General features: G+C 43.1%; 28 protein-coding genes. 3 read left to right on the top strand and 25 right to left on the bottom strand.

The genetic code is table 11. The features are described 5' to 3' along the window. Positions 1–142 precede the first annotated feature (142 nt). Positions 143–1,414, top strand: a complete 1,272-nt coding sequence (locus tag OKW21_RS18190) for a 3-keto-disaccharide hydrolase (RefSeq protein ID WP_277481792.1) — start codon at positions 143–145, stop codon at positions 1,412–1,414. Between the two features lie 32 nt (positions 1,415–1,446). Here OKW21_RS18190 and OKW21_RS18185 read toward each other — a convergent pair whose 3' ends face one another. Beyond that, on the bottom strand, positions 1,447–2,331 hold the full coding sequence (locus OKW21_RS18185; RefSeq protein ID WP_277481791.1) for a sugar phosphate isomerase/epimerase family protein: 885 nt from the start codon (positions 2,329–2,331) through the stop codon (positions 1,447–1,449). Positions 2,332–2,459: 128 nt separating this feature from the next. On the opposite strand from OKW21_RS18185, the gene OKW21_RS18180 reads away from it, so the two are divergent. Beyond that, positions 2,460–3,200: a MarC family protein gene (locus tag OKW21_RS18180; RefSeq protein ID WP_277481789.1), complete on the top strand. Its 741-nt coding sequence runs from the start codon at positions 2,460–2,462 to the stop codon at positions 3,198–3,200. A gap of 11 nt (positions 3,201–3,211) precedes the next feature. Here OKW21_RS18180 and OKW21_RS18175 read toward each other — a convergent pair whose 3' ends face one another. The 19 genes from OKW21_RS18175 to OKW21_RS18085 form a co-directional block, all read right to left on the bottom strand. Continuing rightward, entirely contained in the window at positions 3,212–3,661 is a 450-nt protein-coding gene (locus tag OKW21_RS18175; protein ID WP_277481788.1) for a MarR family winged helix-turn-helix transcriptional regulator, read from the bottom strand. 59 nt (positions 3,662–3,720) lie between these two features. Next, the gene (gene nuoK, locus OKW21_RS18170; protein ID WP_277481786.1) at positions 3,721–4,026 is read right to left on the bottom strand and encodes an NADH-quinone oxidoreductase subunit NuoK; all 306 of its coding nucleotides are present in this window, start codon (positions 4,024–4,026) and stop codon (positions 3,721–3,723) included. A 29-nt stretch (positions 4,027–4,055) separates the two neighbouring features. Then, on the bottom strand, positions 4,056–4,826 hold the full coding sequence (locus OKW21_RS18165; protein WP_277481783.1) for a LytR/AlgR family response regulator transcription factor: 771 nt from the start codon (positions 4,824–4,826) through the stop codon (positions 4,056–4,058). Beyond that, positions 4,807–5,733: a sensor histidine kinase gene (locus OKW21_RS18160; RefSeq protein WP_277481781.1), complete on the bottom strand. Its 927-nt coding sequence runs from the start codon at positions 5,731–5,733 to the stop codon at positions 4,807–4,809. The genes OKW21_RS18165 and OKW21_RS18160 overlap by 20 nt, the downstream gene beginning before the upstream one ends. Next, entirely contained in the window at positions 5,672–5,890 is a 219-nt protein-coding gene (locus OKW21_RS18155) for a hypothetical protein (protein ID WP_277481779.1), read from the bottom strand. Before OKW21_RS18155 ends, OKW21_RS18160 begins: the two co-directional genes overlap by 62 nt. Continuing rightward, entirely contained in the window at positions 5,890–6,528 is a 639-nt protein-coding gene (locus OKW21_RS18150) for a hypothetical protein (RefSeq protein ID WP_277481777.1), read from the bottom strand. The genes OKW21_RS18155 and OKW21_RS18150 overlap by 1 nt, the downstream gene beginning before the upstream one ends. 170 nt (positions 6,529–6,698) lie before the next feature. Further along, complete coding sequence (locus tag OKW21_RS18145; RefSeq protein WP_277481775.1) at positions 6,699–7,973, bottom strand: sensor histidine kinase; 1,275 nt, start codon at positions 7,971–7,973, stop codon at positions 6,699–6,701. Between the two features lie 129 nt (positions 7,974–8,102). Then, positions 8,103–9,422, bottom strand: coding sequence for an ABC transporter permease (locus OKW21_RS18140; protein ID WP_277481773.1), 1,320 nt, complete (start codon positions 9,420–9,422; stop codon positions 8,103–8,105). 1 nt (position 9,423) lies between these two features. After that, entirely contained in the window at positions 9,424–10,329 is a 906-nt protein-coding gene (locus OKW21_RS18135; protein WP_277481771.1) for an ABC transporter ATP-binding protein, read from the bottom strand. Between the two features lie 122 nt (positions 10,330–10,451). Continuing rightward, positions 10,452–11,342 (bottom strand): hypothetical protein, encoded by an 891-nt coding sequence (locus tag OKW21_RS18130; protein WP_277481769.1) that lies wholly within the window; start codon positions 11,340–11,342, stop codon positions 10,452–10,454. A gap of 117 nt (positions 11,343–11,459) precedes the next feature. Continuing rightward, on the bottom strand, positions 11,460–12,599 hold the full coding sequence (gene dnaJ / locus OKW21_RS18125) for a molecular chaperone DnaJ (RefSeq protein ID WP_277481766.1): 1,140 nt from the start codon (positions 12,597–12,599) through the stop codon (positions 11,460–11,462). A gap of 6 nt (positions 12,600–12,605) precedes the next feature. Further along, entirely contained in the window at positions 12,606–13,226 is a 621-nt protein-coding gene (locus tag OKW21_RS18120) for a nucleotide exchange factor GrpE (RefSeq protein ID WP_277481765.1), read from the bottom strand. 93 nt (positions 13,227–13,319) lie between these two features. Further along, on the bottom strand, positions 13,320–14,309 hold the full coding sequence (gene obgE, locus OKW21_RS18115; protein ID WP_277481763.1) for a GTPase ObgE: 990 nt from the start codon (positions 14,307–14,309) through the stop codon (positions 13,320–13,322). 76 nt (positions 14,310–14,385) lie between these two features. Further along, positions 14,386–14,964, bottom strand: coding sequence for an adenylate kinase (locus tag OKW21_RS18110; protein ID WP_277481760.1), 579 nt, complete (start codon positions 14,962–14,964; stop codon positions 14,386–14,388). A 107-nt stretch (positions 14,965–15,071) separates the two neighbouring features. Further along, positions 15,072–15,599, bottom strand: coding sequence for a hypoxanthine phosphoribosyltransferase (gene hpt, locus OKW21_RS18105; RefSeq protein ID WP_277481757.1), 528 nt, complete (start codon positions 15,597–15,599; stop codon positions 15,072–15,074). Between the two features lies 1 nt (position 15,600). Further along, complete coding sequence (locus OKW21_RS18100) at positions 15,601–16,533, bottom strand: aminopeptidase (protein WP_277481755.1); 933 nt, start codon at positions 16,531–16,533, stop codon at positions 15,601–15,603. A 65-nt stretch (positions 16,534–16,598) separates the two neighbouring features. After that, a complete protein-coding gene (locus OKW21_RS18095) occupies positions 16,599–17,123 on the bottom strand; it encodes a ferritin (protein ID WP_277481752.1) in 525 nt (174 codons plus the stop codon). 110 nt (positions 17,124–17,233) lie between these two features. Beyond that, complete coding sequence (locus tag OKW21_RS18090) at positions 17,234–17,416, bottom strand: hypothetical protein (RefSeq protein ID WP_277481750.1); 183 nt, start codon at positions 17,414–17,416, stop codon at positions 17,234–17,236. 248 nt (positions 17,417–17,664) lie between these two features. After that, positions 17,665–18,036 (bottom strand): DUF3127 domain-containing protein, encoded by a 372-nt coding sequence (locus OKW21_RS18085; RefSeq protein WP_277481749.1) that lies wholly within the window; start codon positions 18,034–18,036, stop codon positions 17,665–17,667. 331 nt (positions 18,037–18,367) lie between these two features. On the opposite strand from OKW21_RS18085, the gene OKW21_RS18080 reads away from it, so the two are divergent. Next, entirely contained in the window at positions 18,368–18,583 is a 216-nt protein-coding gene (locus OKW21_RS18080) for a hypothetical protein (protein ID WP_277481747.1), read from the top strand. Positions 18,584–18,646: 63 nt separating this feature from the next. Here OKW21_RS18080 and OKW21_RS18075 read toward each other — a convergent pair whose 3' ends face one another. The 5 genes from OKW21_RS18075 to OKW21_RS18055 form a co-directional block, all read right to left on the bottom strand. Next, positions 18,647–19,891, bottom strand: coding sequence for an ammonium transporter (locus OKW21_RS18075; protein ID WP_420870113.1), 1,245 nt, complete (start codon positions 19,889–19,891; stop codon positions 18,647–18,649). A 42-nt stretch (positions 19,892–19,933) separates the two neighbouring features. Further along, positions 19,934–20,272 carry a P-II family nitrogen regulator gene (locus OKW21_RS18070; RefSeq protein WP_277481746.1) on the bottom strand — a complete coding sequence of 113 codons (339 nt, stop codon included), beginning with the start codon at positions 20,270–20,272 and terminating at the stop codon, positions 19,934–19,936. 327 nt (positions 20,273–20,599) lie between these two features. Then, entirely contained in the window at positions 20,600–21,889 is a 1,290-nt protein-coding gene (locus OKW21_RS18065; RefSeq protein ID WP_277481744.1) for an ABC transporter permease, read from the bottom strand. Position 21,890: 1 nt separating this feature from the next. After that, the gene (locus OKW21_RS18060) at positions 21,891–22,523 is read right to left on the bottom strand and encodes an ABC transporter ATP-binding protein (RefSeq protein ID WP_277481743.1); all 633 of its coding nucleotides are present in this window, start codon (positions 22,521–22,523) and stop codon (positions 21,891–21,893) included. Positions 22,524–22,609: 86 nt separating this feature from the next. Next, entirely contained in the window at positions 22,610–23,710 is a 1,101-nt protein-coding gene (locus tag OKW21_RS18055) for a hypothetical protein (protein WP_277481741.1), read from the bottom strand. Between the last annotated feature and the right edge of the window lie 47 nt (positions 23,711–23,757).

Raw genomic sequence — 23,757 nt, 5'->3', positions numbered from 1 at the left:
AATCGTAGTAAAATGAAAAGTTTTGTGGCAGCTCACCTACGAACGTAATGATGGTATGTACTCTATGCCTGGAATGATGAATTTCTTGATGAAACTGGTATGTATTTAGCTTTTTGTTAATTTGCAGATACATATTCACTTCATGATGATCAATCTGCTTCAAAGTATCAACCTGCATAATTTAGTCATTTGCGCATGCGCGATTTATCTTTCAGCATGTGCCCCCTCTCAAAAAGAAAGTGATGTTGTCTCCACAAAGTCTCAGGAATGGCTGCCGCTTTTTAATGGTGAGAATCTGGAGGGATGGAGCAGTGTGGGCAGTGCCGAAGCAAGTATTCAGGACAGCGTATTGATCATTAAGCGCAATGCTGATGCCGCCGGTTGGTTATACTCGGACGCACAGCCGGCTAATTTTGAGTTAAGGGCAGAATACAAGCTTAAGCCGGGTGCTAATAGTGGTATCGCTATCCGGGTGCCTAAGCAGAGAAGCAGTGACCCTACCAGCAGTGGTTATGAGATCAATCTGGATAACCGTTCAGACATACAAAACCCCAGCGGAACGATAGATTTTCTTGCCCGTGCCTTCTGGAGTGAGAGCATAGATCCTGAGGGATGGAATCGTCTTCATATCCTCGCCGATGGAGATCATGTACAGGTAAAAGTCAATGATCAGGAGGTAGCAGAAACATTTAGCAGACGCAGCATGCAGGGGGCTATCGCATTGCAGGCCCCCTGGGGAGCGCAGGCTGAGGTAAGCTTCCGCAATATTGAGATGAAGGAGCTGGCACCATCTTCCATCACTCAGCCACTGATTGATGATTATATGCATTCTACTTACAAGGGAAATAAAGTTCCTATTTTCAACGGGCAAACCCTTGAAGGATGGCATGTCCTCAACAATGCCAGTTGGGCAGTGCTTGATGAGCAAATCACCGGTGACAGTCGCGGCTCCGAAGGAGGATACCTTTGTACTGACAGTACCTACCAAAACTTTTATTTGAGTCTGAAATTCAAAATCGCCTATGAAGACAATAGCGGTGTATTTATCCGTCTGAAGCCTGAGGCCGAGGAGGTAAGCCTGGATGTGGGGCTGGAAGTTAATGTGTACGATGCCCCCGGGCTGAGCTGGGCACATCCTACCGGCTCCATCAACACCCATGCCCGCGCTTTTGCGGGTTTGGTAGATTACAATGACTGGAACATGATGGAAATTTTTGCTTTTGATGAGCAGATAACGGTTTATGTAAATGGTATTAAAGCAGCGGAAAGCTTAGTGCCCGAGGCCTACCGGCATGCCGGCAATATCTGTTTACAGGTTTACCCCAGAGTAGCCACAGACGGTGGGCCATCTCAGGTCTCATACAAAGACATCATGCTTAAGAATTTTGATAACATTCCATTTATTGGGTATTAATAGCATCTGAGAGTACATACCATAGGCGTATGTTATACTTTAATCGCTGACTGTGCCTCATGCAAGAGGGCCTTGACTTTTTGTTTAGGATCGCCTTCACCCAATGTTTCCAGAGGAAAATAGCCCCGGTATTGTGCCTCTCTGGCGATGGATACAATTCTTTTGATATCTGTTTTCTCAGGATTGCCCCTGACATACACTTGCTCCTTCACCTGCCAGCTTCTTGCATACGGAGCAAGCTGACGTACCTCTTCATAGGGATTGTCTCTCAGGCTGCCAATGTCCAGCATGAGTCCCAGCCAGGGATGCTGTACCTCATGTAAGACTTCTTCTACTTCATCGGCGGTTTTCAGAAATTCGTAATGATTTTGCAGATTGATCATGACACCATGTTTCCCACCAATATCAGCACTCCGCTTAAGCCCCTCAATCAGTCTTTCTCTTCCTTTCTTCCATGCATTGCGATCATCATTTACTTTACCGGCAAATACTCTTAAGGATGGTGCCCCAATTTTGGCAGCAGCTACCACCCAGCTTTCTATCAACTGGAAATCTTTTTCTCTTTTTTCAGGATCTGCGGATGTAAAGTCATTTCTCACCCCCGTGCCACTGACAGCCAGCCCTCGCTCATAGGCTTTACGTTTGAAGTTGTACAGGAAGTGGTCATCGGGTACTTCAGGATAGCCGGGGAAGTAGTATGCCGTAGGGTCAACCGCATCAAAAGCCAGCCCGGCACAGAAATCCAGCAGCTCGTCCAGGTTCATGCTGCCTTCTCGTAGCGCCTGATTAAAAGAGTAGGCATTGAGTGCCAGTTTGAGATGAGGCGGATAGTCTTTTTTAGCTGATGAAAAACTAAAAAAAGAGGGAGCGGCCAAAGTTGCCAGCCCGGAGTACTGTAAAAAACTTCTTCGGTTCATAGCTTATTAGGTTTGGTAAAATATACACAAAAAAATACGGATGCTGCGCAACTGATTCCACAGTGTACATCCACATAGGCTTCAAGCACATGATTTAAAGCTTTAAAAACCCACTTATGTCACGGCTCATGAATTGGCATAGTCTTGTCGGGCAACAGGGTATGAATTTGAATTGGAATTTAATGCTTAATTTTGTGGCAGCGATGCTAGCCATTGTCAATCCGGTTGGTTTGGTGCCCTTTTGGTCAGAACTGATGAATGATGCAAGCCGTCGCGTCAAGCTTCAGGTAGCGCTGTTGACGACAGTTACAGCTACCGTGGTATTGCTGATTTTCCTGAATGTAAGTCATGAGGTACTAAGTTTTTTTAGTATAGATGTGGCTGTGTTTAAGGTAGCAGGAGGAATGCTCCTGTTTCAGACAGCACTATCAATGATCAAAGGTCAGGCTACCCAGCTGGAAGAGCGTGAGGAGGAGGGAGATACTTGGTTTCAGATCTCCAAACAACGCTTTCGTAAAATTATTGTGCCGCTGGTAGTTCCATTACTGGCTGGACCGGGCTCAATTACTACGGTAATACTGTTTAGTTCAAGGGCTAATGGACCTATGGATAGTTTAGGCTTGTCAGCAGTGCTGGTAGTTACCATGCTCATGCTGTTCCTGATCTTTACTTTTTCGCATCTGGTAGAGAAAAACACTGATGATCTGGTGTTTACGGTATTTACCCGAATTCTGGGCGTATTGGTAGCTGCGGTAGCCATGCAATTTGTGTTAGAAGGCCTGGGCGAAGTTTTTCCTAACTGGCTTGAAGGCCAATCTACATTTGATAATCCTGATTCTCTGGGAGCTTCTGGTAACAAAGGTAAGTAAGGTAGGGGCAGTCATCCTCTTACCTTATCCAGCAGTTCGTTGAGCTGCGCTGCTTCCTCAGTGCTAAGGTTTTTTGCCGCCTGTTCAGAGATGCTGGCGTCTCTGTCTATTTGTTTGAGCAGCGCCAGGCCTTCCCTGGTAATGGTAATATCTACCTGACGTCGGTCTGCAGGACATTCTTTGCGAGTTAGCAGATTCTTAACGCGTAGCTTTTCTACAATGCGTGATACATTAGACATCTTATCGAGCATACGCTCATTGAGTAACATTACCGTAGAAGGATCGGGGTATTGCCCTCTTAAGATGCGGAGTACATTGTATTGTTCAGGGGAGATATTGTATTGCTTGAGAATGGACTTATTGATGGAGTATACCCAGTTACCAGTGTACATCAGATTGATGATGACTTTATGCTTTTCACTGCTAAACTTTCTTTGCTTGATTTCTTCTTCTAGTTTCATTTACTAAAGATAAATTTTTTCTTACAAAAACCACCTTAGTCTGCCTACAACATATAGCGTTATTCCTTCATTTCATTGACTTCGTTGAGATTAGAAGTTTTATAGAAGTTATACACTTTAAGAACAATGGCCATCGCTACAGCGGCTTCTGCAGCAGCGATGATGATGACAAAAAGCGCAAAGGTTTGCCCCTGGAGCAAATGAGCATCATACTGACTAAAGGCGACCAGGTTGATGTTGGCGGCATTAAAAATAAGTTCAATACCCATTAACACAACGATCGCGTTTTTTTTGACAATGATGATTGCCAGCCCTATACAGAGTAGCAGTGCGCTGAGTATAAAATAATGTTCTAAAGGAATCATAACTACGGTTTGCGCAAAGCTAGTAAATTTTAGCGATCAAGCCACGCTTTAAAATCAGATGAACGTTCTACACTTACTACTGCCTCCATGGTACTTTCGGGCCTGAGGTCAAGTTTTACTCTGCTCTTGGAGTAGCTGTGCATCTGTTCAATAGCCTCTATATTGACCATAAATTTACGATTGATACGAAAGAATATTTCCGGGTCAAGTATCTCATCAAGCTGCTGTATGGTATGGTCCACCACATATCTTTGATTTTCAAAGGTAAGCATCTGTACCAGCTTATCATGCGCATAAAAGTAAGCAATCTGATGGGTATCTATGCTCTTCATCCTTTGTCCAAAACTCACCATAAACCTTTTTTTGTAAGCAGGCTTTCGCAGGCTATCTATCAGTGACTTAAAGTTCTGCTGCAGCGGCGGAATTTGTTCCTGTAAATGCCGGTATTTTTGAAGACTGGCCTCCAGGTCTCGTCGGTTTACGGGTTTGAGAAGGTAATCTATGCTATTCAGTTTAAAAGCTTCTATAGCGTATTCGTCGTAAGCTGTGGTGAATATGATAGGTGTCTGAATATATTCTATTCCAGCGTTTTGAAGCTGCTCAAAGATTTTGAAAGAAACCCCATCGGAAAGGTGGATATCCAAAAAGATGAGATCCGCACGATTTTCTTTAAGCCACCCAACAGCCTGCTGCACCGAGCCTAGGGTATCCAGCACTTCAATCTCATGGTCAATCCTTTCCAGGCTTCTGATCAGCTTGTCGGCGGCGGGTTTTTCATCTTCAATAATCAGTACTTGCATTTCTAACGTTCTTTTGGAGTAGAGGAATAGTGGCTACGAAATACTCTTCTTTAGGGTAGAACTCAGGCATTTTTGTGGAGAGGATGCGGTATTTTGCTTCAAGGTTATGGAGTCCGATTCCGGTAGAAAATACGTCTTCATCTCTTTTTTGCAAATTATTTGAAATTTGTAGGCACTGCTCAAGTACCTCCATGCGGATGGTGAGTGGGTGCTCAGCGCTTAGCGCATTATGTTTTATCGCATTTTCTACCAAAAGCTGTAAGGTGAGTGGAGGGACTTGCCTCTGCATATGTTCCATACCAATATGATTCTCAATCATCAGTGCGTCTCCGAAGCGGATCTTTTGTAGGTACACATAAGATTCCACCATGCTTAGCTCCTCCTCCAGGCTTACCAGGCTTTTGTCTTTGATTTCCAAAATATAGCGGTAGAAACGTGCGAACTCATCTATAAACTCCTCAGCCAGGTCAGGATCAGTATGCACCAAAGAAGATAAAGTGTTGAGACTATTGAACAAAAAATGGGGGTTAATCTGGGTTTTAAGTGCTTCATATTTCGTCCTTAAATATTCCTTTTGCATACGCTCCGACTCAATCAGCGATGCTTTCCATGCTCTGAAAAAAGCACTGCCTTCCATGATAGAAGTGGCAATCGCATTGGCAATCAGGGCAATCAGAATGTTGTTAAACAGGGAAGACGTGAACTGCTCATCTTCTACATTCAATAAATAAAAGTAAACGTAGGTCCAGACTAGTATAATGAATATCGCATTCAGCGAAGTGATGAGGATTTCAACAAGGATTCGCCTGCTCACATTGCGGTTCCAGGGTATGAGCTTATCCAGGCTACGGACCGTTGCAATATTGGCCGCGAAGATGGCAGTAGATACGGTAAAAAGTGAAAACAATTTTATAAATCAGCCGGCTCTCATTGGCCGGCGTCCATTGACTTCCGGTCAACATAGCTTTGAGCACAAAAATACCGGGAATCAGCAGGCTCATGCCCGAGATAGCGATCAGGGTATTTTGGTAGAGTCGTAAGTGCTGGGATCTTTGGGGAAGCATTAGTCAAAATAGCCAAATTTCAAACTGAGTGCCACACTCATGCTACTCAAATCGCTATCCTGAATGCCCACTGTATCAGAGCCACTGACCAGGCGGTAGGTAATTCCTCCGGCTACCCTGAAAAAAGGGGCTACATTGACTTCTAAATGCGCTCCCGGTTCAAACACAAAGAAGGCACTTTGTGTATTTGAAAAATCGCTTAGCCCTTCAAAATCCTGCTCTATGCCTCCGCCTCCTACCAGCACATTCGTCATCAGGTGTAATATGCGGTCTGAGTTAAACACATACTCAAACATAAAACCGCCATACCCCATATCGTAGTGAAGGTCCAGGTTAGGGTCAACCCTCATATCTAGGGGTACAGGGAGGTTATTGACCAGGCCAAAGCCACCACCACCAATCATAAACCTCTTGTTGAGGTACCAGCCTCCGTAGCCCCCAAAAAAAGCGGCAAAATCACCGCTGATGGCAGAAAGGCGTACCGCCGGTCCACCATAGCCACCGGAATTGGTGATGGTAAAATCTCCGAAAAGTGTTTCCTGAGATTCACTTTCCTGCGCCCAAGCCGATAAGGATATGCCTGAAAGCAATAAAAACACAAATGCCTGCTTCTTAAAAAATGAAAAGTGTCCTGACATAATTTTTATGTATTAGAGATAAACAATATACATGATTACAAAGCTGTCGTCTCATTGTTATTACTTTATCAAAAGTACAATAGATCATGTCGTGAAGTAAACACAAAGCAGGAGGAGATCAAAAAAAGATGGATGAACAGGAATAAAGCAGTGATGAACGAGAAAAGAGATTAATGTTCTTTCATCAATTCTGGCCTGTTTTGTGTTTTTTCTCCATTGACGGAGCGTTTTTCTGTGTGGAGAATGATGCGGAAAGTAGTGCCTACGTCTACTTCAGACTCTTTGACAAAGATTTTACCTCGGTGGTAGTTTTCTATGATACGCTGTGCCAATGACAAGCCAAGGCCCCAGCCTCTCTTCTTAGTGGTATATCCAGGAGTAAATACCTGATTTACCTTAGATTTCTGAATCCCTTTTCCCGTATCGGCAATATCTATAATAGCTTTATTTTTTTCCTGCCTGATCTCAATATTGATACTGCCCACACCACTCATGGCGTCAACCGCGTTTTTACAAATATTTTCTATGACCCACTCAAACAGCGGCCGGTTCATCAGCACATCAATATCATCAGAGGTGCTTTGTACCTGCATCTTCACCTTGGTAGAAATCCGTTTTTCAAGATAGTGGATGGTTCCTTTGATCGTTGAAGTGATATTCTCTTTTTTAAGGGTGGGGACAGAGCCGATGCTTGAAAAGCGGGAAGTGATCATTTCCAGTCGTTGAATATCTTTGTCCAGTTCCTTTATTATTGCGGGATCATAACGATCGGGATCGGAGCGGAAGAACTCCAGCCAGGCCATCAGAGAGGATAGGGGAGTACCCAACTGGTGGGCGGTTTCTTTGGCCATACCGATCCAAACACGGTTTTGTTCTGCCCTCCGGGAATAACTGAATACAGTGTAGGTTAGCAGAGCAAAAACAGCGATTACAGAAAGCTGCACGTAAGGGTAGTACTGAAGCTGGGTGAGCAGGAAAGAATTCTTATAGTATACAAATTGATAGCCGTCTACCATGCCGGTAGTGGGATTGGTGAGTACAATTTCAATGTGATCATACAATGCCCGCATCTCCTCAAGTTGCTCTTCAATGATACGGGCTCGCTTTTCCTCACTGTAAGAATCCTTAAGGCCTAAGTTCCGCCCTTCAATATAGTTGCCATAGCTATCTGTCAATATAACAGGTATGCTGTTGTTGGGAACAATCACCTGCTGGAAGAGAAACGGTATATCGTCACCCTCGGAGTTGGCTACCATTTCCAGCGTTTCGGCATAGAGGTTAATGAAACTCCTTTCTCTTTCTTTTAATTCTTCTACCAGGCTGTTGGTATAGTAGACGGAACCTCCGGCAATGAGCGTTGCAAAGATCAGGACTACAATCTTTACAGTGTTCTTTTTTTGGTAGATATTATCCACCTTTTCTTTAGAATATACACGCTTCTTCATGTACGAAATCAATTTTCTGCTGGCTTAAGTGGTTTGGATATAGCCATATACATGTAAATTAACGAATATGAGACAATAAATTATCCATAACGATAAGAATATTAGTGCTTTACATCGGTTTGTACAAATTTACTGATTGGACAAGAGCCATTTTGCCATCACTTTATAATTGACTTTAGCACCGTGCATAAGTATTCCTACACGATAAATTCTTCCGGCTATCCAGGTGGTAAAAATAAATCCACTTACCAGTAGTGTCATTGACAGTATAAGTTGCCAGGTAGGGATGCCGAAAGGTATGCGCATCATCATGGTTACCGGTGCAGTAAAGGGGATCATGGACATCCATATCGCCAGTGTGCCATTAGGTTCATTCAGCACCGCCCCTAAAGTTACAATAGAGAGTATGAGGGGAGTAGAGATGGGGAGCATGAACTGCTGTGTATCTGTGTTGGAATCTGAGGCTGAGCCTATAGCTGCAAAAAGAGCTCCATACAGCAAATACCCTCCTAAGAAATAGAACAAAAAAGTTAATACAAAGCCTGTAACATCCAGAGATGCCAGCGCCTCTTGCAGACCCATTGCCATTTCCGATTGAGCCATATCAGACTCAGGCATACCCTGGCTAATTTGTTCGCTGCGCTGCCTTACCAGATCTTCCGGACTGAAGCCCTGTAAAAAAACTGTAGCCAGCCCGAATGTCAGTGCAATCCAGAGGAGAAATTGCGTAAGCCCTACCGAGGCAACACCGATGATTTTGCCCATCATCAGTTGAAAAGGGCGTACGGATGACATAACCACTTCCACGATACGGTTTGATTTTTCTTCCATCACTCCACGCATTACCTGCGCCCCGTACAGAAAGATGAAAGTGTAAATAAGAAAAGCTCCTACATAACCTACTACTGAGGCTACTCCAGCATCTCCCTGTTGCTCTCCCGCTTCTGTCAGGCTAATGGTCTGTATATCTATATTGGTTTCCAACTGATCCAGCGTTTCTCTACTGATGTTGGAGCGCTCCAGTTTGATATTTTTGACTTCATCCTGGAGCATACGTTCTATGCCATTGATCATGCTTAAGCTGGGACTACTCTCCGAAAAAAGTGTAATGCCCTGAGGGTTTTCTACATCTATCTGTGGAATGTAGAGCAGGCCAAATTGCTGGCCCTGGCTTACCTCTGCCTTGGCACTTTCAACTGGCTCAGTGACATATTGGTAGATGATATTATCATCCCCAACGGCTGAGTTAAGAAAGCTTTCGGCCAGTAATCCGCTTTCATCTACTACTGAGATGATCTTGGTATCAGAGCTGTCCATAGATGCCAACCATACCGGTACGATAACGATGGCAGCGAAAACCAGGGGGCCGATCAGTGTCATGATGATGAATGACTTCTTACGCACTCTGGTCAGGTACTCACGTTTGATGATTAGTCCGATCTTGTTCATATTAGTTTTCTTGTACTTCTCTGATAAAAATCTCGTTCATGCTGGGAATCTTCTCCTGAAAAGAATGCACTTCTACACAGTTGATCAGCTCACGGAGCAAGTCATTGGGTGCATAAGAAGCATCTATCTGCAGGGTAGAGTACAAGTCTCCATTTTCCAGAGCTTTTTCCTCAAGCAGCGTATACTCCATATTAAGTCCGTTCAGTACACCACTGTGTGCTACCAGGAAAGTATTTGTGCGGTATCGGTTCTTGATTTCAGCTTTGGTACCATCCAGTATTTTTTCTGCCTTATGGATAAGCGCAACATGACTACACATTTCTTCTACCGATTCCATGCGGTGGGTAGAGAAAATGATGGTTTTTCCACTTTCTCTCAGTTTCAGGATCTCATCTTTGATAAGGTTCGCATTAACCGGGTCAAAACCCGTGAAAGGTTCATCCAGAATGATCAGATCAGGTTCATGAACAACGGTAGCAATGAACTGTATTTTTTGCTGCATTCCTTTAGATAAGTCTTCTATCTTTTTTTCACTCCACCCACTGATATTCAGTCTATCAAACCAGTCATTGATGCGGTTGATCGCATCGCGGGCGTTTAAGCCTTTGAGCTGGGCAAGATACAACAAGTGTTCACCTACCTTCATCTTAGGGTAGAGGCCGCGCTCTTCAGGCAGGTAACCTATATCAGCTATATGTTTGGGTTTGAGCTTTTCACCCTTGATATAAATAGTGCCACTGTCAGCATTGATAATCTGGTTGATGATTCGGATTAAAGTAGTTTTTCCTGCTCCATTGGGTCCTAATAAACCAAAAATAGCCTGCCGGGGAATTTGCAGGCTAACCTCACGAAGCGCCTCATGCTTAGCGTACCTCTTACTTATCTGTTCCGCCTCAAGTATATTCATACATATATGACTCTTAAAGTATTTAACTGTAAATATATCCTAGTCGTAACGGGAAGCCAACAAAAGAGGGCGTAATTACTGATTACGCCCTCCTATTTTTATAGACAAAATTAACTAATCAATTACTCATTCATTCTGAAGATGACATTACCCATAGCGACATCAATGTCAAAACTGATAAGGTTCTTCGCATTCTCATCATAACTTTGATTGACATATACATTAGGTTCAATCTCTTCAAACTGTTTAAGCATCTTAATACGACATAGAGGAGAGTTATTTATATAAACAATCAAAGGAATATCCGGGTCGTCCAGCAATACGATCATACTGCCGGCTCCCACGCTGGCTTTGATGTTACTTTTCTCGGCTATCTGCTCACTAAAGTGCACCATCAATCTGCCGAAGCCTACATCGGCTACTACTTCCCTTGCACGGGACAGGTTAATTTGGTCAAGTTCCAGGACCCCCATGTCTACTTTAGCATAAAAAGTGTCCATAGGTATACGGTTAGACACATTGTCAAAATAGCCTACTTTGACATCGGCACTTCCGGTACTTATTTTAAAATTCTCAACCGAAAGGCCGGATAAGTCTACTGAAGAGTTACCCATGCCATAATGTAAATCCAGGTCAAAAGGTATTCCCCGTGACAGATAAACATGCCAGGGCTTATCAGATCCATCATTTAGCTGTTTAAACACCCTGCTGGAAATACTTGATGTGAAGTTCTCCGTTGGGTCCTCAAACTTTAACTTTACAAGGTGTTCGTTATTACTAACCTTATTGAAAACAATTGGGTTGAAATCCTGATTTTCGGGATAGCCATAGATACTTACCGCACGCATATTATACGTAGAATTGATGCGGCAGGAAACAGATGGCGCATTCATCTCCAACCTTACAACCTGCTGTTCATCCACTGGCAATACATGATAATGCTGCTTCGTCTGGGCCTGCCCTCCTGCTACTGTCAGTATTGTACTTGTGATCAATACTAATAAAACTTTCATGTGTTTGAATACGAAAACATCTTCAATCAGGTTGCTCCTGACACGTAACTAATAAAAAAAGCAATGCCGTAAGACATTGCTTGATAAGGAGTTGATGAAAAAGTCTGTCTGGTTTTCTTAGAAAAATTCTTTCATTCGCTCAAAGAAGCTTTTGTCAGATTTTCCCGGATTAGGCTTAAAGTTAGGTGAATCTCTAAGCTCATTCAGCATTTTTCTTTCGTTATCGCTCACAGACTTTGGTGTCCATACATTTACATGAATGAGTTGATCACCTTGTCCATAGCCGTTTATCTCTTTGATACCTTTACCCCTAAGCCTTAAGATTTTACCACTTTGAGTACCAGGGTCAATTTTAATCTTTACGCTTCCATCTATGGTTGGTACTTCAACGTTAGTACCTAATGTAACATCTACGAAGCTGAGGTGGAGATCATATATTACGTTGGATCCGTCTCTTTTCAGGTACTCATCTTCAGCCTCTTCAATCACAATGAGCAGGTCTCCGGGCACCCCACCACGCTTAGGCATATTGCCTTTGCCTGCCATAGAAAGCTGCATGCCTTCGCCTACACCTTCAGGGATTTTTACAGGGATTACTTCTTCCTTCAATATGCGTCCTTCACCATGACAATTGTCGCATCTTTCGTCAATGGTTTTTCCTTCTCCTCCACATGTGGGGCAGGTATTGGCGGAAACCATCTGTCCTAACATGGTATTGACAACCTTTCTCACCTGTCCGGTACCGTTACACGTATGGCAGGTGGTGACTGCCGTACCGTTTTTAGCGCCATTACCGTTACATACATCGCAGGCGACATAGCGCTTCACTTTTATTTTCTTCTCAACGCCAAGAGCAACTTCCTGAAGCGTTAATTTAAGCTTTATGCGTAGGTTTGAGCCTTTACGCTGGCGCTGTCCACGCCCTCCACCGCCGCCACCGAAGAAGCTTTCAAAGGCTGAGCCACCGAAGATATCTCCAAATTGTGAGAAAATATCATCCATGTTCATGCCTCCGCCACCACCGGCGCCGCTACCGACACCCTGATGACCAAAGCGGTCGTAACGTGCCCTCTTGTCAGGGTCACGTAACACCTCATAGGCTTCCGCTGCCTCTTTGAATTTGTCTTCTGCTTCCGGGTTATCAGGATTTTTGTCCGGATGAAATTTAATAGCTGTTTTCCGATAAGCCTTCTTTATTTCATCCTGGGACGCATCCCGAGAAAGCCCTAATATTTCGTAATAGTCTCTTTTTGCCATAAAGCTTTATTGTCCGATTACAACTTTAGCATAGCGCAACACCTTTTCTCCCAAAAAGTATCCCTTCTCTACTACATCCACAATCTTACCTTTCAGCTTATCTTCGGGAGCAGGGGTTTGAGCTACTGCTTCGTGAAAGTCACTGTCAAAATCACTGCCGGGTCCTACTTCCATAGGTTTGAGGGCCTTTTGTGTCAGGACTTTATGAAATTTTTGACTGACCAGACTGATCCCTTCATACATAGGAGCCACTTCTTCTTTGTTTTCAAAGATCTGAAGCGAGCGTTCAAGGTCATCTACTACCGTTAGTAAGTCCAGAATAAGTTCTTCATTGGCAGTTTTTACCAAGTCTAACCTTTCCTTAGAAGTACGTTTACGGTAATTCTCAAACTCCGCATATAGTCGGAGATACTTATCTTTGGCGGCAGATACTTCCTCTTCCAACTTTTGAATAGTATCGTCTTGCGCTGTCGTATCGTCAGCCTCTACATTTTGGTCAGAAGCTTTGTCAGCCTCTTCTTGTATTGAGTCTGTATTATCTTTCTCCATATTGGGTTGCTCTTTCATACTCTCTTCAGCAGTTACTTCAGTATATTGCTTGTTTTCTTCTGATTCGTTATGAGCCATAACTATAATTATTTTATCAATAGTTAATTTTCGCTTAAGAAGTTCAACTATTTTGCCAATGGCGAAAGAAGTGACAAGATGACAGGCTACTAACTATTGTAATGTTTGCCACAATAGATCTTTGAGCTGACTAATGTTCTTCTCTGCTACTGCTGAAATAAATATATAGGGAATATCAATCGTGATTTCCGCTTTCATTTCCCGGGTAAGTTCGTCATCCAGCAGGTCGGACTTGGTAATCGCTAACAGGCGTTTTTTATCCAGCATTTCAGGGTTGTAACGTTCCAGCTCACCCAAAAGCGTATCATACTCCTGGTTGATGTCTTTGCTGTCAGCCGGAATCATAAAAAGAAGAACAGCGTTTCGCTCAATATGCCTCAGGAAGCGAGTTCCCAGCCCTTTACCTTCAGCCGCCCCTTCAATAATTCCGGGAATATCAGCGACTACAAATGACTTGTACTGTCTGTATTCCACCACACCCAGGTTAGGCGTAAGGGTAGTAAAAGGATAGTCAGCAATTTCAGGACGAGCTGCGGAGATCACAGAAAGCAAGGTGGATTTTCCGGCATTAGGAAAGCCAATCAGCCCGACATCAGCCAGCACTTTTAGCTCCAGTATGAACCACTCTTCTTTACCAGGCTCACCCGGTTGGGCAAAGCGAGGGGTTTGAAAAGTGGAGGTTTTGAAGTGATCGTTTCCTAAGCCTCCCCGTCCTCCTTCCAGCAGTACGAATTCCTGTCCATCCTCAGTTATTTCTCCTACAACTTCTCCACTATCAGCATGCTTTGCCAGTGTACCAAGCGGAACATCCAGGATCACATCTTCACCCTGGGCACCGGACTTCCTGCCTCCCCCTCCATTCTCACCTCTCTCGGCAATTACATGCTTTTGGTATTTGAGGTGGAGTAATGTCCAGTGCTGGGCATTGCCCCGCAGAATGATATGCCCTCCTCTTCCGCCATCACCTCCATCCGGCCCTCCTTTAGGGACAAACTTCTCTCGCCTGAGATGGGCAGAGCCAGCTCCTCCTTTGCCCGAGCGGGCACAGAATTTTACGTAATCAATAAAGTTGGATGATGCCAAAGCAGGAGGTATTTGTAGGTAATAAACTATTTATTTAAGGCTAGGCGTGCTGTAAAAGTTCATCGTCAAGCTAAGCCTACACCTTTCTGCTATCTATTGCGCTGGAGATGCGCTGGAAAATATCATCAATCGCACCTACACCGTTTACTTTGGCAAGCTTATCCTGCTTGTCGTAATAATTAGCTACTGGCAAGGTTTCTTGCTTATATACATTCAGGCGAGTTTCAATTTTAGCACGATCCTGGTCATCAGTTCTGCCTGAAGTTTTCCCCCTCTCCAACAGCCGGTTGATCAGTTCTTCATCCGGTACTTCCAGCATAACGGTAGCAATTATGGGCATATCTTTGCTTTGCAGTAATTTGTCTAACGCCTCAGCCTGAGGAATGGTACGGGGAAAGCCATCAAATATGATTCCTGATGCATCGTGATTTTCCTGAAGTTTAACGTCAACCATATCTACTACCAGTTGATCGGGCACAAGCTTACCCTCATCCATGTAGCTTTTGGCTTTTTGCCCCAGCTTTGTTCCCTCTCCCAGGTGTTTTCTGAAAAGGTCCCCAGTAGAGATGTGCAGTAAATTATAATGTTTTATCAGTTTTTCGCTTTGTGTTCCTTTCCCGGCTCCGGGAGGGCCAAAAAGTACGATATTAAGCATGGCGATGTTGTTTTAATGAAATAATTCAGTGATTGCCGTGATAAGCTGGCAAATATAAACGCTAGATGATACTAATAATAATATTATTGTAAAATACAGCAAAGAGGCTACTCTGCCAGACGGTAAATTTCTTTATATTGTCTTCCAAACCCCTCATAATCAAGACCGTAGCCTACTACAAACTTATTAGGAATCTCAATCCCTTTGTATTTTAAATCGACTGGTGTCTGTAAGGCATCAGGTTTAAAAAGTAAACTAGCGATATTGATGCTGGCAGGGCTTTTTTCCTCAAGTACTTTGATAAGGTGCTGTACGGTAAAACCAGTATCTACAATATCTTCAAGAAGAATAACGTCTTTGCCTTCCAGTGAAGTGTCCAGCCCAAAAAGTTGTTTCACCTGTCCGCTACTTTGTGTTCCCTGGTAGGATTTTACTTTCACGAAGCTTACTTCCACTTCTATTTCCAGACATTTTACCAGATCGGAAGCAAACATAAAAGCTCCATTGAGTACAGCTACCAGTATAGGCTTTCGTCCGGCATAGTCTTGATTGATTGCCTGAGCTATCCTACGAATGGTTTCCTGTATCTTATCTTCTTCTATAAAGGGGACAAAGGATTTATCGTTTATTTTCATATTACAAACTTAGCATCAGGTAGTGGTAAATGTCTAAATAACTTTGAATATCTTTTTTGTGCACCTTCTCATGTGGCGTATGAGCATTGGCAATCGGAACCCCAACAAAGCACCAGTTCAGCGGATAAGGTGACATTTGAATTTCCCGACCATCGCTGGAGCCTTCTCCTTCCACTTCCAATTGAAAGGGTACTTCAGACTCTTCAGTCAGCTTTATGATTTTATTTACAAATGGACGGCGGGGAATGTTTCGGTCTCTTAGAGATATTACTGCCCCTTCTCCGTGTTTTACTCCCTCCGTGACCCAGGTTATGTCAGCGACAAGGCATTGGCTTACTGGATGATGCTTCATGATATAGTCCAGCAAAAAGGGCACTGAGCCTCCTCCTTGCTCCTCCCAGCAACTGAACACAATCAGCCCATTTTCTAATGTTTCTGCCAGTTTCAGCATATTATAAATTCCTAAGCGGTTGTCCAGGTAGCAGGAGGTGATGTATTTTTTTTTCTCCTTGAAGTCACATTCAAATACCAGATTGGTACCGCTGGCAATACCCCGCCCAAACTTATAGTGGAGTTTTTTCTTTTTGTCTTTTTTTTGCTGTTGAACTTTGAGCTCACAGATTACCGGGCCCAGCTCGTCTTCACCTACCAGCTTATAGCCATCTTTTACTTCAGGGCTCCCTATGGGTACGAGTTGATCCTGATAGCGGACGGTAAAGCCGACAGAATCCATATGGGTGAAGATAGCGGTACGAGGCTTCCCAAAGCGTAGCATCAGGCAGTCCTGTAGCTGCTCTCCGGCAATGATCTCTGGTTTTACTTTCCAGTTAGCCATTTCTTTTTTGACATAACTGATGATGAATTCTTTCATCTTACCCTCATCACCGGAAGGAGCAAAGACTTCACAGAGCTCCTTTAATAGATTAGTGTCCATGACTTAAATAAAAAGCCCGGCTAATGAATGGCCGGGCAAGCAATATTATTTTTGATAAAATTAACTTAAGCTTTGTACGTCACTTTCGCGATTTGTTTATCAATCATGTACTGACCTGCACCTTCTTCTCCAATGACTTCAAAAAGCTCCAGACAACGACGAGCAATGTATTCTTCTTCTATTTGCTCGTTTAGGAACCAGGCCAGGAAGTTGAAAGTAGTAAAGTCATGAAGTTTTTGACACTTGGCCGCAATCCTGTTGAATGATTGGGTCACAGCGATTTCTTGCTGCAAAGCTTCTTCAAAAATACCCCTGAAAGAATCAAATTCAGTAGAAATATCTGAAATTTCAGGAGATAAAGCTGCCCCTCCCAGGTCGTTTACATATTTGAAAATTTTCATCATGTGCTCTCTTTCTTCTTCAGCCTGCCTGTATAGAAAGTCAGCACTATTGTCAAAGCCATGTCTGTCACACCAGGAAGCCATAGAAAGGTAAGTAGCAGAAGACTTGGCTTCCATCTTAATCTGTTCGTTAAGTAAGCCTTCCACTTCCTCGGTAAGAGATGTTTTTAACCTTAGTAAATCTTTCATGAATGTATTTTTTTGATATCTGAATTACTCATTATACTAATAAATATCGGAGATAGTTACAGAAAATGCTACCCAGAATATCAATTCGGAAAGGTTCTAAACAGTATGGTTTAGGTAAGGACAGGGGAATAAATACGCTCCTGTAAAATACTATTGAGCTCCAGCATGACACGAGCTCCCGCGAACAGCTCTTTTAAGCCTAATAGCTCAGTGACTGAAAGTACGAAACATCGGTCGCAGCCATGAGGAGAAAGGACTTCCACATCAGCCGCCGAGCTTACATTCTCGAGCATTGCAGGTATATTGATTTTGTCTAAGCTTTTCTTCAGACAAAAAAAACAGGGTACAGACAGTGATGAACTGTACCCTCCATATTCTAAAATGAAGCAACCCTTTCTATCATCCTGATAAATACAGCCGCTTCCATTACTAAATACTATTCTGACTCCTGACATGCAGCAAAATTAGTCTTATTTATAATAAATACAAATAAGAAAAAAGATTTACTGTTAAATAATAAAATAAATCAGTCCTATAGGCATCAGAACGGCAGATCATCCTCGTCCCCTCCCTCATCCGCAAAGGGCAAGTTGTCAGTAGATGATGCTTCGTGCGTAGGTGCAGAAGGGGTGCCTGACTCCTTTTGCATCCGCCAGGCCTGCAATGAGTTGAAGTATTTGGTCTCTCCCTGCCGATCAGTCCACTTACGTCCTTTCAGATTAAAGGAGACGGTTACTTCATCGCCCACCTTGTACTCATCGAGCATGCCACAACGGTCTTGTATGGCCTCAAACTTAATAAATTCCGGATACTGCGGATTATCTGCATACTCAAGTACAAACTCTCTTTTCTGAAAGCGATCACTGATCTGAGTGGTGTCAAAAATTTCAATTAGCTTTCCTTTAACTTCCATATTCTACTTTTAAGTATGATTGTAACATTTTTCCCCAAGCTGCATAACTACGATCAGAGCAATGCGGGGATTTTCCATACAAAGGTAAAAAACAGAAAAGAAGGAAGGGGTGAGCTTGGTAAGTTTTTTACAATAAATTATAAAGTTGAGTGTTTTTTATGGGAGGAAGTTTGTGGAATTGTAGTGATGGGTGTGCTATGCAGCAATTATACGATTAGTGATTCCTCTGAATCATTTCAGGTTCAGTTTTTGTACAGTCATTACTATCTTTAAGCCGCGGATACATTTCGCCAGTAAATCATTTGTATTATTTCAAAATCCATCAGTAAATATGGCTATAGACTTTATCATAGCGTCTTTCGTATTGGCATTTGGTACCGTACTGGTCATTATCAATGCATTGAAGAACCGTCAGTCCAACCAGTCAAATAATGACGGAGGACTACCTATTGAATTTGACTTTCCTGAATTGGACCTGCCTCCGGGAGTGACTCTTCCTGTTAACGGCCCTAGCGTGGAAGAGCGAGAGAAAGTAGGAGCACATTAAAAAAAGAAACCCCCTGCTCAGATCAGTGAAGTGAGCAGGGGGTTTTTATGAAGGTACTTTCAATCAAGAATAAACTTCTTCAGCGTTTTTATGCAAATCGGGATAGGCTCTCATTTTGTGTTCACCAATATCCAATCCTTCTGTTTCTTCTTCTTTGGAAACCCTTATGCCGATCGTAGCTTTTAGCACGTAGAAAATCAGTAGTGAAGTGGCTAAGCAGAATACTCCTACAGACACAATACCGATCAATTGGCTAATGATTTGAGCGCCACTGGCTAGTGCTCCAAATAGGCCAACCGCCAGCGTACCCCAAACGCCACATACCAGGTGCACAGAAATAGCTCCAACAGGGTCATCAATTCGCATACGATCAAAAAACACAACGGCACAAACCACCAAGGCACCAGCGACAAGCCCGATAATAATCGCATCAGTTATTCCCATCTGGTCAGCGCCGGCAGTAATACCGACCAGACCACCAAGAATACCGTTGAGCACCATGGTCAGGTCATTTGACTTTACAACAATAACTGCTGTGATGAAAGCTCCTAAAGCACCGGCGGCGGCGGCCAGCGTAGTAGTAACAAATACCAGAGAGACCAGCCCGGGATCAGCACTTAATACAGACCCACCGTTAAAACCGTACCATCCAAACCAAAGCAGGAATACACCCACAGTAGCAAAAGGCATACTGTGACCAGGAATGGGACGAATTTTTCCATCAATATATTTTCCACGACGTGCTCCAAGTAACATTACACCTGCCAATGCAGCCCATCCCCCTACGGAGTGAACAATAGTGGAACCAGCAAAATCATAGAAAGGGGTTTCCAGGGCATCAAGAAAACCGCCACCCCATTTCCACATACCCACGATAGGGTAGCAGAGACCAACATATAACAGGGTGAAGACTAAGAAGCTGTTAAGCTTAATTCTTTCTGCAACAGCACCTGATACTATGGTAGCGGCAGTAGCAGCAAACATGGCCTGGAATAGAAAATCAGTATAATAGGTATAAGCTTCATTATAGCCTCCGTCATTGGCTCCTTCTGGAAGGGTAAGGCCAAATCCGGCAAAACCAAAAAAGCTGCCGGCAAAATCACTGCCGGGATACATGATGTTGAAGCCCCAGAGCGCATAGGTAAGAAGGCCTATAGGGAGGATCGTGGCATTTTTAAAAAGAATATTGACAGTGTTTTTAGATTGAGTCAGACCAGTTTCAAGCGTGGCAAATCCCAGATGCATGATAAAAACCAGGATGGTAGCCATCATCATCCATAGATTGTTTGTTGTAAATAGTACTTCCATAATGTCTTTTGAATTTAAACTTTGCTTAAGTGATTGGATTATTTAATTCAATGCTTCGTTACCTTTTTCTCCGTTGCGAATGCGGTATACTTCATCTACATGGGTCACGAAAATTTTACCGTCTCCTACCTTTCCGGTACGTCCCACATTAAGAATAGTATCTACAGCTTTCTGGAGAAATCCATCCGAAACAATGATCTCAAGCTTAGTACGAGGTATGTATCCTACATCATAAGTAGCACCGCGGTAGGTTTGGTATTCCTTTTCTAAGCCATGACCTTTTATATCATAAAAGGAGAGAAAAGTAATCCCTACTGCTGCCAGCGCTTCTACAACCTCTTCAAATTTGGAAGTCCGAATGATGGCTTCAATTTTTTTCATAAATAATGGTTTTTGATAGGCATGAAAAACAAATAAACAAGGGAAAAGTGACTAAAAATCCGTATTTAATACTGTAAAATAAGACAAATTCAGATTTTCGTCGCTAATAAAGCTATAAATTTTGTAAATAAAAAGAATTGCAAAAAAATAAGCCAATCAAAACCAAATGCTCAAAATTGAACGCCAAAAAATTTATTTAATGAAAAATTAAGTCATTTTATTTGAAGATTCACAATTAGCCAAAATATGCTTTTGTATCCTCAAAAGAAAGAGGTGAAAAACAAAATATTATTCTGTTTTTAATGACTAGTTTACAGCTATTGATGACTATCCTTGTGATAATATTGATGAAATATTTGTTCGGTAGGCATTTATCGCAGGGATCACAGAAGCGACTATTCCAATCAGTAAGCTCCCGATCAACACCAAATATTCTTCGGATATAGGTCTGAAGGCGGAAAGTCCTATTTGACTGGACTGTGTAAAAAGTTTTCCCAGGACAGCGATAGTGATATGGCCTAATAACAATCCCAGAATACTCCCTAATAAGGTGATAATGAGTCCTTCAAGGATGACATGAACAAAGAGCTTAGTCTTACTGGCACCCAGCGACCGCATGATCGCCAGATCGTACTTCCTTTCTTTCAGCGCGTTGTAGAGGGCTATAAAAATGCTGAGCCCCGCAATTATGATAATGACATATGCAAATGCCTGTAACAAATCCACGCCAATGCCTACCAGTGAAAACAAACGTGCAGTCTCAAAAGGAGGAGAAGCTGCCTGCATATTACTGCGCTCATTGATGTAGCGTGGCAACTGTACAGCTGCCATAGGCGAACGATATTGCACCAATAAAGAAGTGATTTGGTCATCGGAATCTCCCAAGGGCAAGCCCTGTGTGGCAATAGAGTCATAAGCATGTGTATGAGCGGAATCCGCATCAGGGTGATCGTGTTCCTCTTCTTCATGAGTACTGCTATCACTGGCAGCTGGTTCATGGCTGGCATGGGTTTCCCATACACTTTCAACCGCTGTGAGTATCAGGTTATCAACCACAGTTCGGGTAGGAGCGAGGATGCCGACCACTCGATAGGGTTTTTCATCATGCACATTGATATTATCATCTGCCAACCCATGGCTGCTGCTAAATGTATCTCCTGCCTGCAAACCAAGATCCTGGGCAGCCTGCGCGCCTACAGCGACCTCCATCACTTCAGTCCAGAGCCTACCTTTGGTTATTTCCGCATTGTAAAGCTTCAGGTATTCATAAGTAGTACCCACAATTCTGCTTCCCTGATAACTGTCTCCTAAAGCCATAGGGATGGTGTTGCGTATGAGCCGGTTACGTGAAAGGTTCTTGGCTTCCTGAAGTGAGATGTTTCCGGTAGGATAATCAATATGAAATACGCTGGAAAGAATAATCTGTAAAGGGCTGCCTTTGGCACCTACCACCAGATCTATTCCTTTGCTGTTTTGCGTCAGTGACTCTTCCATCTGACGACTGAGCAAAAGCAGAACGGTAATAATTGCTATGCCCAAACTGAGCAGCAGGATATTGAGTGTAGTATTTAACGGTTTGGTCTTGATATAGCTCCAGCTAAGTAGCAGTAAGTTCATATTAGCGCATTATGTAGTGCTTGTTAATAATATCTTTTACACGCTTGTCGTGGGTGGCAATGACAAGGGTGGCCTGATAAGCCTGGGCCTGTTCTCGCAGGATGGATAAGACCTTTTCACAGTTTTCATCGTCCAGGCTGGAGGTAGGTTCATCAGCCAGGATGACTTTTGGCGTATTGAGTACGGAGCGGGCAATGGAGGCTCTCTGGGCTTCTCCCTGGCTTAAAGTGTGTACCAGGGCTTTTTTGCGGTGTGCCAGTCCAAGCGTCTCAATTACCGAATTTACACGTTGACGATCTTGTTTTAAGCCTGCCATGTACTGAGCCAGAAGTAAGTTTTGTTCCAGGCTAAGCGAATTTAAGAGGTGGGGTTTTTGAAATACCAATCCAATATTCCTGCCTCTGTACTTATCAAGATTGGTTTTTTGTAAACGGTCCAGGTTTTCTTCCCCAACTTTTATTTTACCCTGACTAGGTTTCAGGAGCCCGGCGAGAAGGTGAAGCAAAGTGGTTTTGCCACTTCCTGAAGAGCCGAGAATCAGTGCATGCTCTCCCTGCGCTACCTGCCAATCGGGAAAATGAATAGGATGAGAATGAGCATTATACTGAAAAGTAAGCTGCTGAATACTGATCATAGTGCGGCCTGATTAAAAAAAACTGCCTCAAGTTATGCGCCAACCTGAGGCAATACAAATATTAAAGCGCATTTTATTGAGTTAGCTTACAAATTTCTTAGCACTCTGCCTAAAATCATAGAAAAAACATCAGTATAGGCATTGGTTTGCAGAAATATCTTCTTTTGCTTATCACGTATCAGCATAAGCCCGTTAGGATATACCACAAAATTTTTGATAACGCTGAGCTTGACAGACTTCTCATTTTCTTTCTCTTTTTCTCTGAGAATGATCCTTTGGCTGCTGATGTAAGCCTTTCCCGATACTATGGACTTCCATTGCTCTTCTTCAGCTGTAAAGGGAGAGGTATGCTCCGGATGCCAGTAATTGCTGTTTGACAGTTTTATCTTCAGGGAGCTCGCGGAAGTGGTGGCGTCTTCTTTTTCGCTCTTTCGTTCTTCATATGACTGTACATCAGTCAGAAAGTAGGCATATTCTTCAGCTTTTAATTTGATAGGAACATATATACTGGGAAGCTCACCATTTTCAATTTGCCAGAACAGGCGGTACTTGGCAAGCTCAGCCTGAGTGGCAGTATCCAATTGAGGTTCAATGCCTAAATTATCAATCAGGGCCTTAAGCTCCTTTTCTTCATCAGGAGACAAACGCTTTTCTTCAATAGCTCCTTTAACAAACCTGATGATAATACTTTGCGCTTTATGTTGGTAGATAGAATCTACCCAGGATTGCGGGAGTTGTAATTTGTTTTGCAGTTGCTTGAGAAACTGAAGTTCTTTTGCGTCCAGCCGGTTATCCTCAAGTGCCGCATCAAGCTCACGTTCGTACACTTCCTGACAGATCTGATGGTTAGCGATCTCTACTGCTTTGTCCGTAAGGCCGAGTAGCTTTTTCAGGTGTCTTAGGCGGGTAATTTCTTCGCTATCCAGATGATTATCATCAAAGCAGAAGCGCAGGTACTTCTTGTACAATTCACGCATAGAACCATCATCAAAATCAGTATAGAGATTAAGATCATACTTATCCATAATCTCCTGAATATCGTCAGCCCTAACATCCATTACCGCTTTTTCCGAAAGTAGGTTATTGATCTCAATGACGGCATTCTTCTCTACTTTCTGGCCTTTCAGTTTTCCCCAAAGGGATACTGTTTCTAGTTCCGATTTGTAAAATGCTTGTTCTTTTTCCATTTTCTTAGTCCCATATAACCTAAATGAACCCTTAAAAAAATAAGTAT

The sequence above is a fragment of the Catalinimonas alkaloidigena genome (genome assembly GCF_029504655.1).
Taxonomy (GTDB): Bacteria; Bacteroidota; Bacteroidia; order Cytophagales; family Cyclobacteriaceae; genus Catalinimonas; species Catalinimonas alkaloidigena.
This window is presented reverse-complemented; position numbering and strand designations above follow the sequence as displayed.

Bases quoted from the DNA above. Each gene is read 5' to 3' on its own strand.
- OKW21_RS18190 (WP_277481792.1), top strand. From the start codon at position 143: ATGATGATCAATCTGCTTCAAAGTATCAACCTGCATAATTTAGTCATT.
- OKW21_RS18185 (WP_277481791.1), bottom strand. From the start codon at position 2,331: ATGAACCGAAGAAGTTTTTTACAGTACTCCGGGCTGGCAACTTTGGCC.
- OKW21_RS18180 (WP_277481789.1), top strand. From the start codon at position 2,460: ATGAATTGGCATAGTCTTGTCGGGCAACAGGGTATGAATTTGAATTGG.
- OKW21_RS18175 (WP_277481788.1), bottom strand. From the start codon at position 3,661: ATGAAACTAGAAGAAGAAATCAAGCAAAGAAAGTTTAGCAGTGAAAAG.
- nuoK (WP_277481786.1), bottom strand. From the start codon at position 4,026: ATGATTCCTTTAGAACATTATTTTATACTCAGCGCACTGCTACTCTGT.
- OKW21_RS18165 (WP_277481783.1), bottom strand. From the start codon at position 4,826: ATGCAAGTACTGATTATTGAAGATGAAAAACCCGCCGCCGACAAGCTG.
- OKW21_RS18155 (WP_277481779.1), bottom strand. From the start codon at position 5,890: ATGCTTCCCCAAAGATCCCAGCACTTACGACTCTACCAAAATACCCTG.
- OKW21_RS18150 (WP_277481777.1), bottom strand. From the start codon at position 6,528: ATGTCAGGACACTTTTCATTTTTTAAGAAGCAGGCATTTGTGTTTTTA.
- OKW21_RS18145 (WP_277481775.1), bottom strand. From the start codon at position 7,973: ATGAAGAAGCGTGTATATTCTAAAGAAAAGGTGGATAATATCTACCAA.
- OKW21_RS18140 (WP_277481773.1), bottom strand. From the start codon at position 9,422: ATGAACAAGATCGGACTAATCATCAAACGTGAGTACCTGACCAGAGTG.
- OKW21_RS18135 (WP_277481771.1), bottom strand. From the start codon at position 10,329: ATGAATATACTTGAGGCGGAACAGATAAGTAAGAGGTACGCTAAGCAT.
- OKW21_RS18130 (WP_277481769.1), bottom strand. From the start codon at position 11,342: ATGAAAGTTTTATTAGTATTGATCACAAGTACAATACTGACAGTAGCA.
- dnaJ (WP_277481766.1), bottom strand. From the start codon at position 12,599: ATGGCAAAAAGAGACTATTACGAAATATTAGGGCTTTCTCGGGATGCG.
- OKW21_RS18120 (WP_277481765.1), bottom strand. From the start codon at position 13,226: ATGGCTCATAACGAATCAGAAGAAAACAAGCAATATACTGAAGTAACT.
- OKW21_RS18110 (WP_277481760.1), bottom strand. From the start codon at position 14,964: ATGCTTAATATCGTACTTTTTGGCCCTCCCGGAGCCGGGAAAGGAACA.
- hpt (WP_277481757.1), bottom strand. From the start codon at position 15,599: ATGAAAATAAACGATAAATCCTTTGTCCCCTTTATAGAAGAAGATAAG.
- OKW21_RS18100 (WP_277481755.1), bottom strand. From the start codon at position 16,533: ATGGACACTAATCTATTAAAGGAGCTCTGTGAAGTCTTTGCTCCTTCC.
- OKW21_RS18095 (WP_277481752.1), bottom strand. From the start codon at position 17,123: ATGAAAGATTTACTAAGGTTAAAAACATCTCTTACCGAGGAAGTGGAA.
- OKW21_RS18090 (WP_277481750.1), bottom strand. From the start codon at position 17,416: ATGCTCGAGAATGTAAGCTCGGCGGCTGATGTGGAAGTCCTTTCTCCT.
- OKW21_RS18085 (WP_277481749.1), bottom strand. From the start codon at position 18,036: ATGGAAGTTAAAGGAAAGCTAATTGAAATTTTTGACACCACTCAGATC.
- OKW21_RS18080 (WP_277481747.1), top strand. From the start codon at position 18,368: ATGGCTATAGACTTTATCATAGCGTCTTTCGTATTGGCATTTGGTACC.
- OKW21_RS18075 (WP_420870113.1), bottom strand. From the start codon at position 19,891: ATGGAAGTACTATTTACAACAAACAATCTATGGATGATGATGGCTACC.
- OKW21_RS18070 (WP_277481746.1), bottom strand. From the start codon at position 20,272: ATGAAAAAAATTGAAGCCATCATTCGGACTTCCAAATTTGAAGAGGTT.
- OKW21_RS18065 (WP_277481744.1), bottom strand. From the start codon at position 21,889: ATGAACTTACTGCTACTTAGCTGGAGCTATATCAAGACCAAACCGTTA.
- OKW21_RS18060 (WP_277481743.1), bottom strand. From the start codon at position 22,523: ATGATCAGTATTCAGCAGCTTACTTTTCAGTATAATGCTCATTCTCAT.
- OKW21_RS18055 (WP_277481741.1), bottom strand. From the start codon at position 23,710: ATGGAAAAAGAACAAGCATTTTACAAATCGGAACTAGAAACAGTATCC.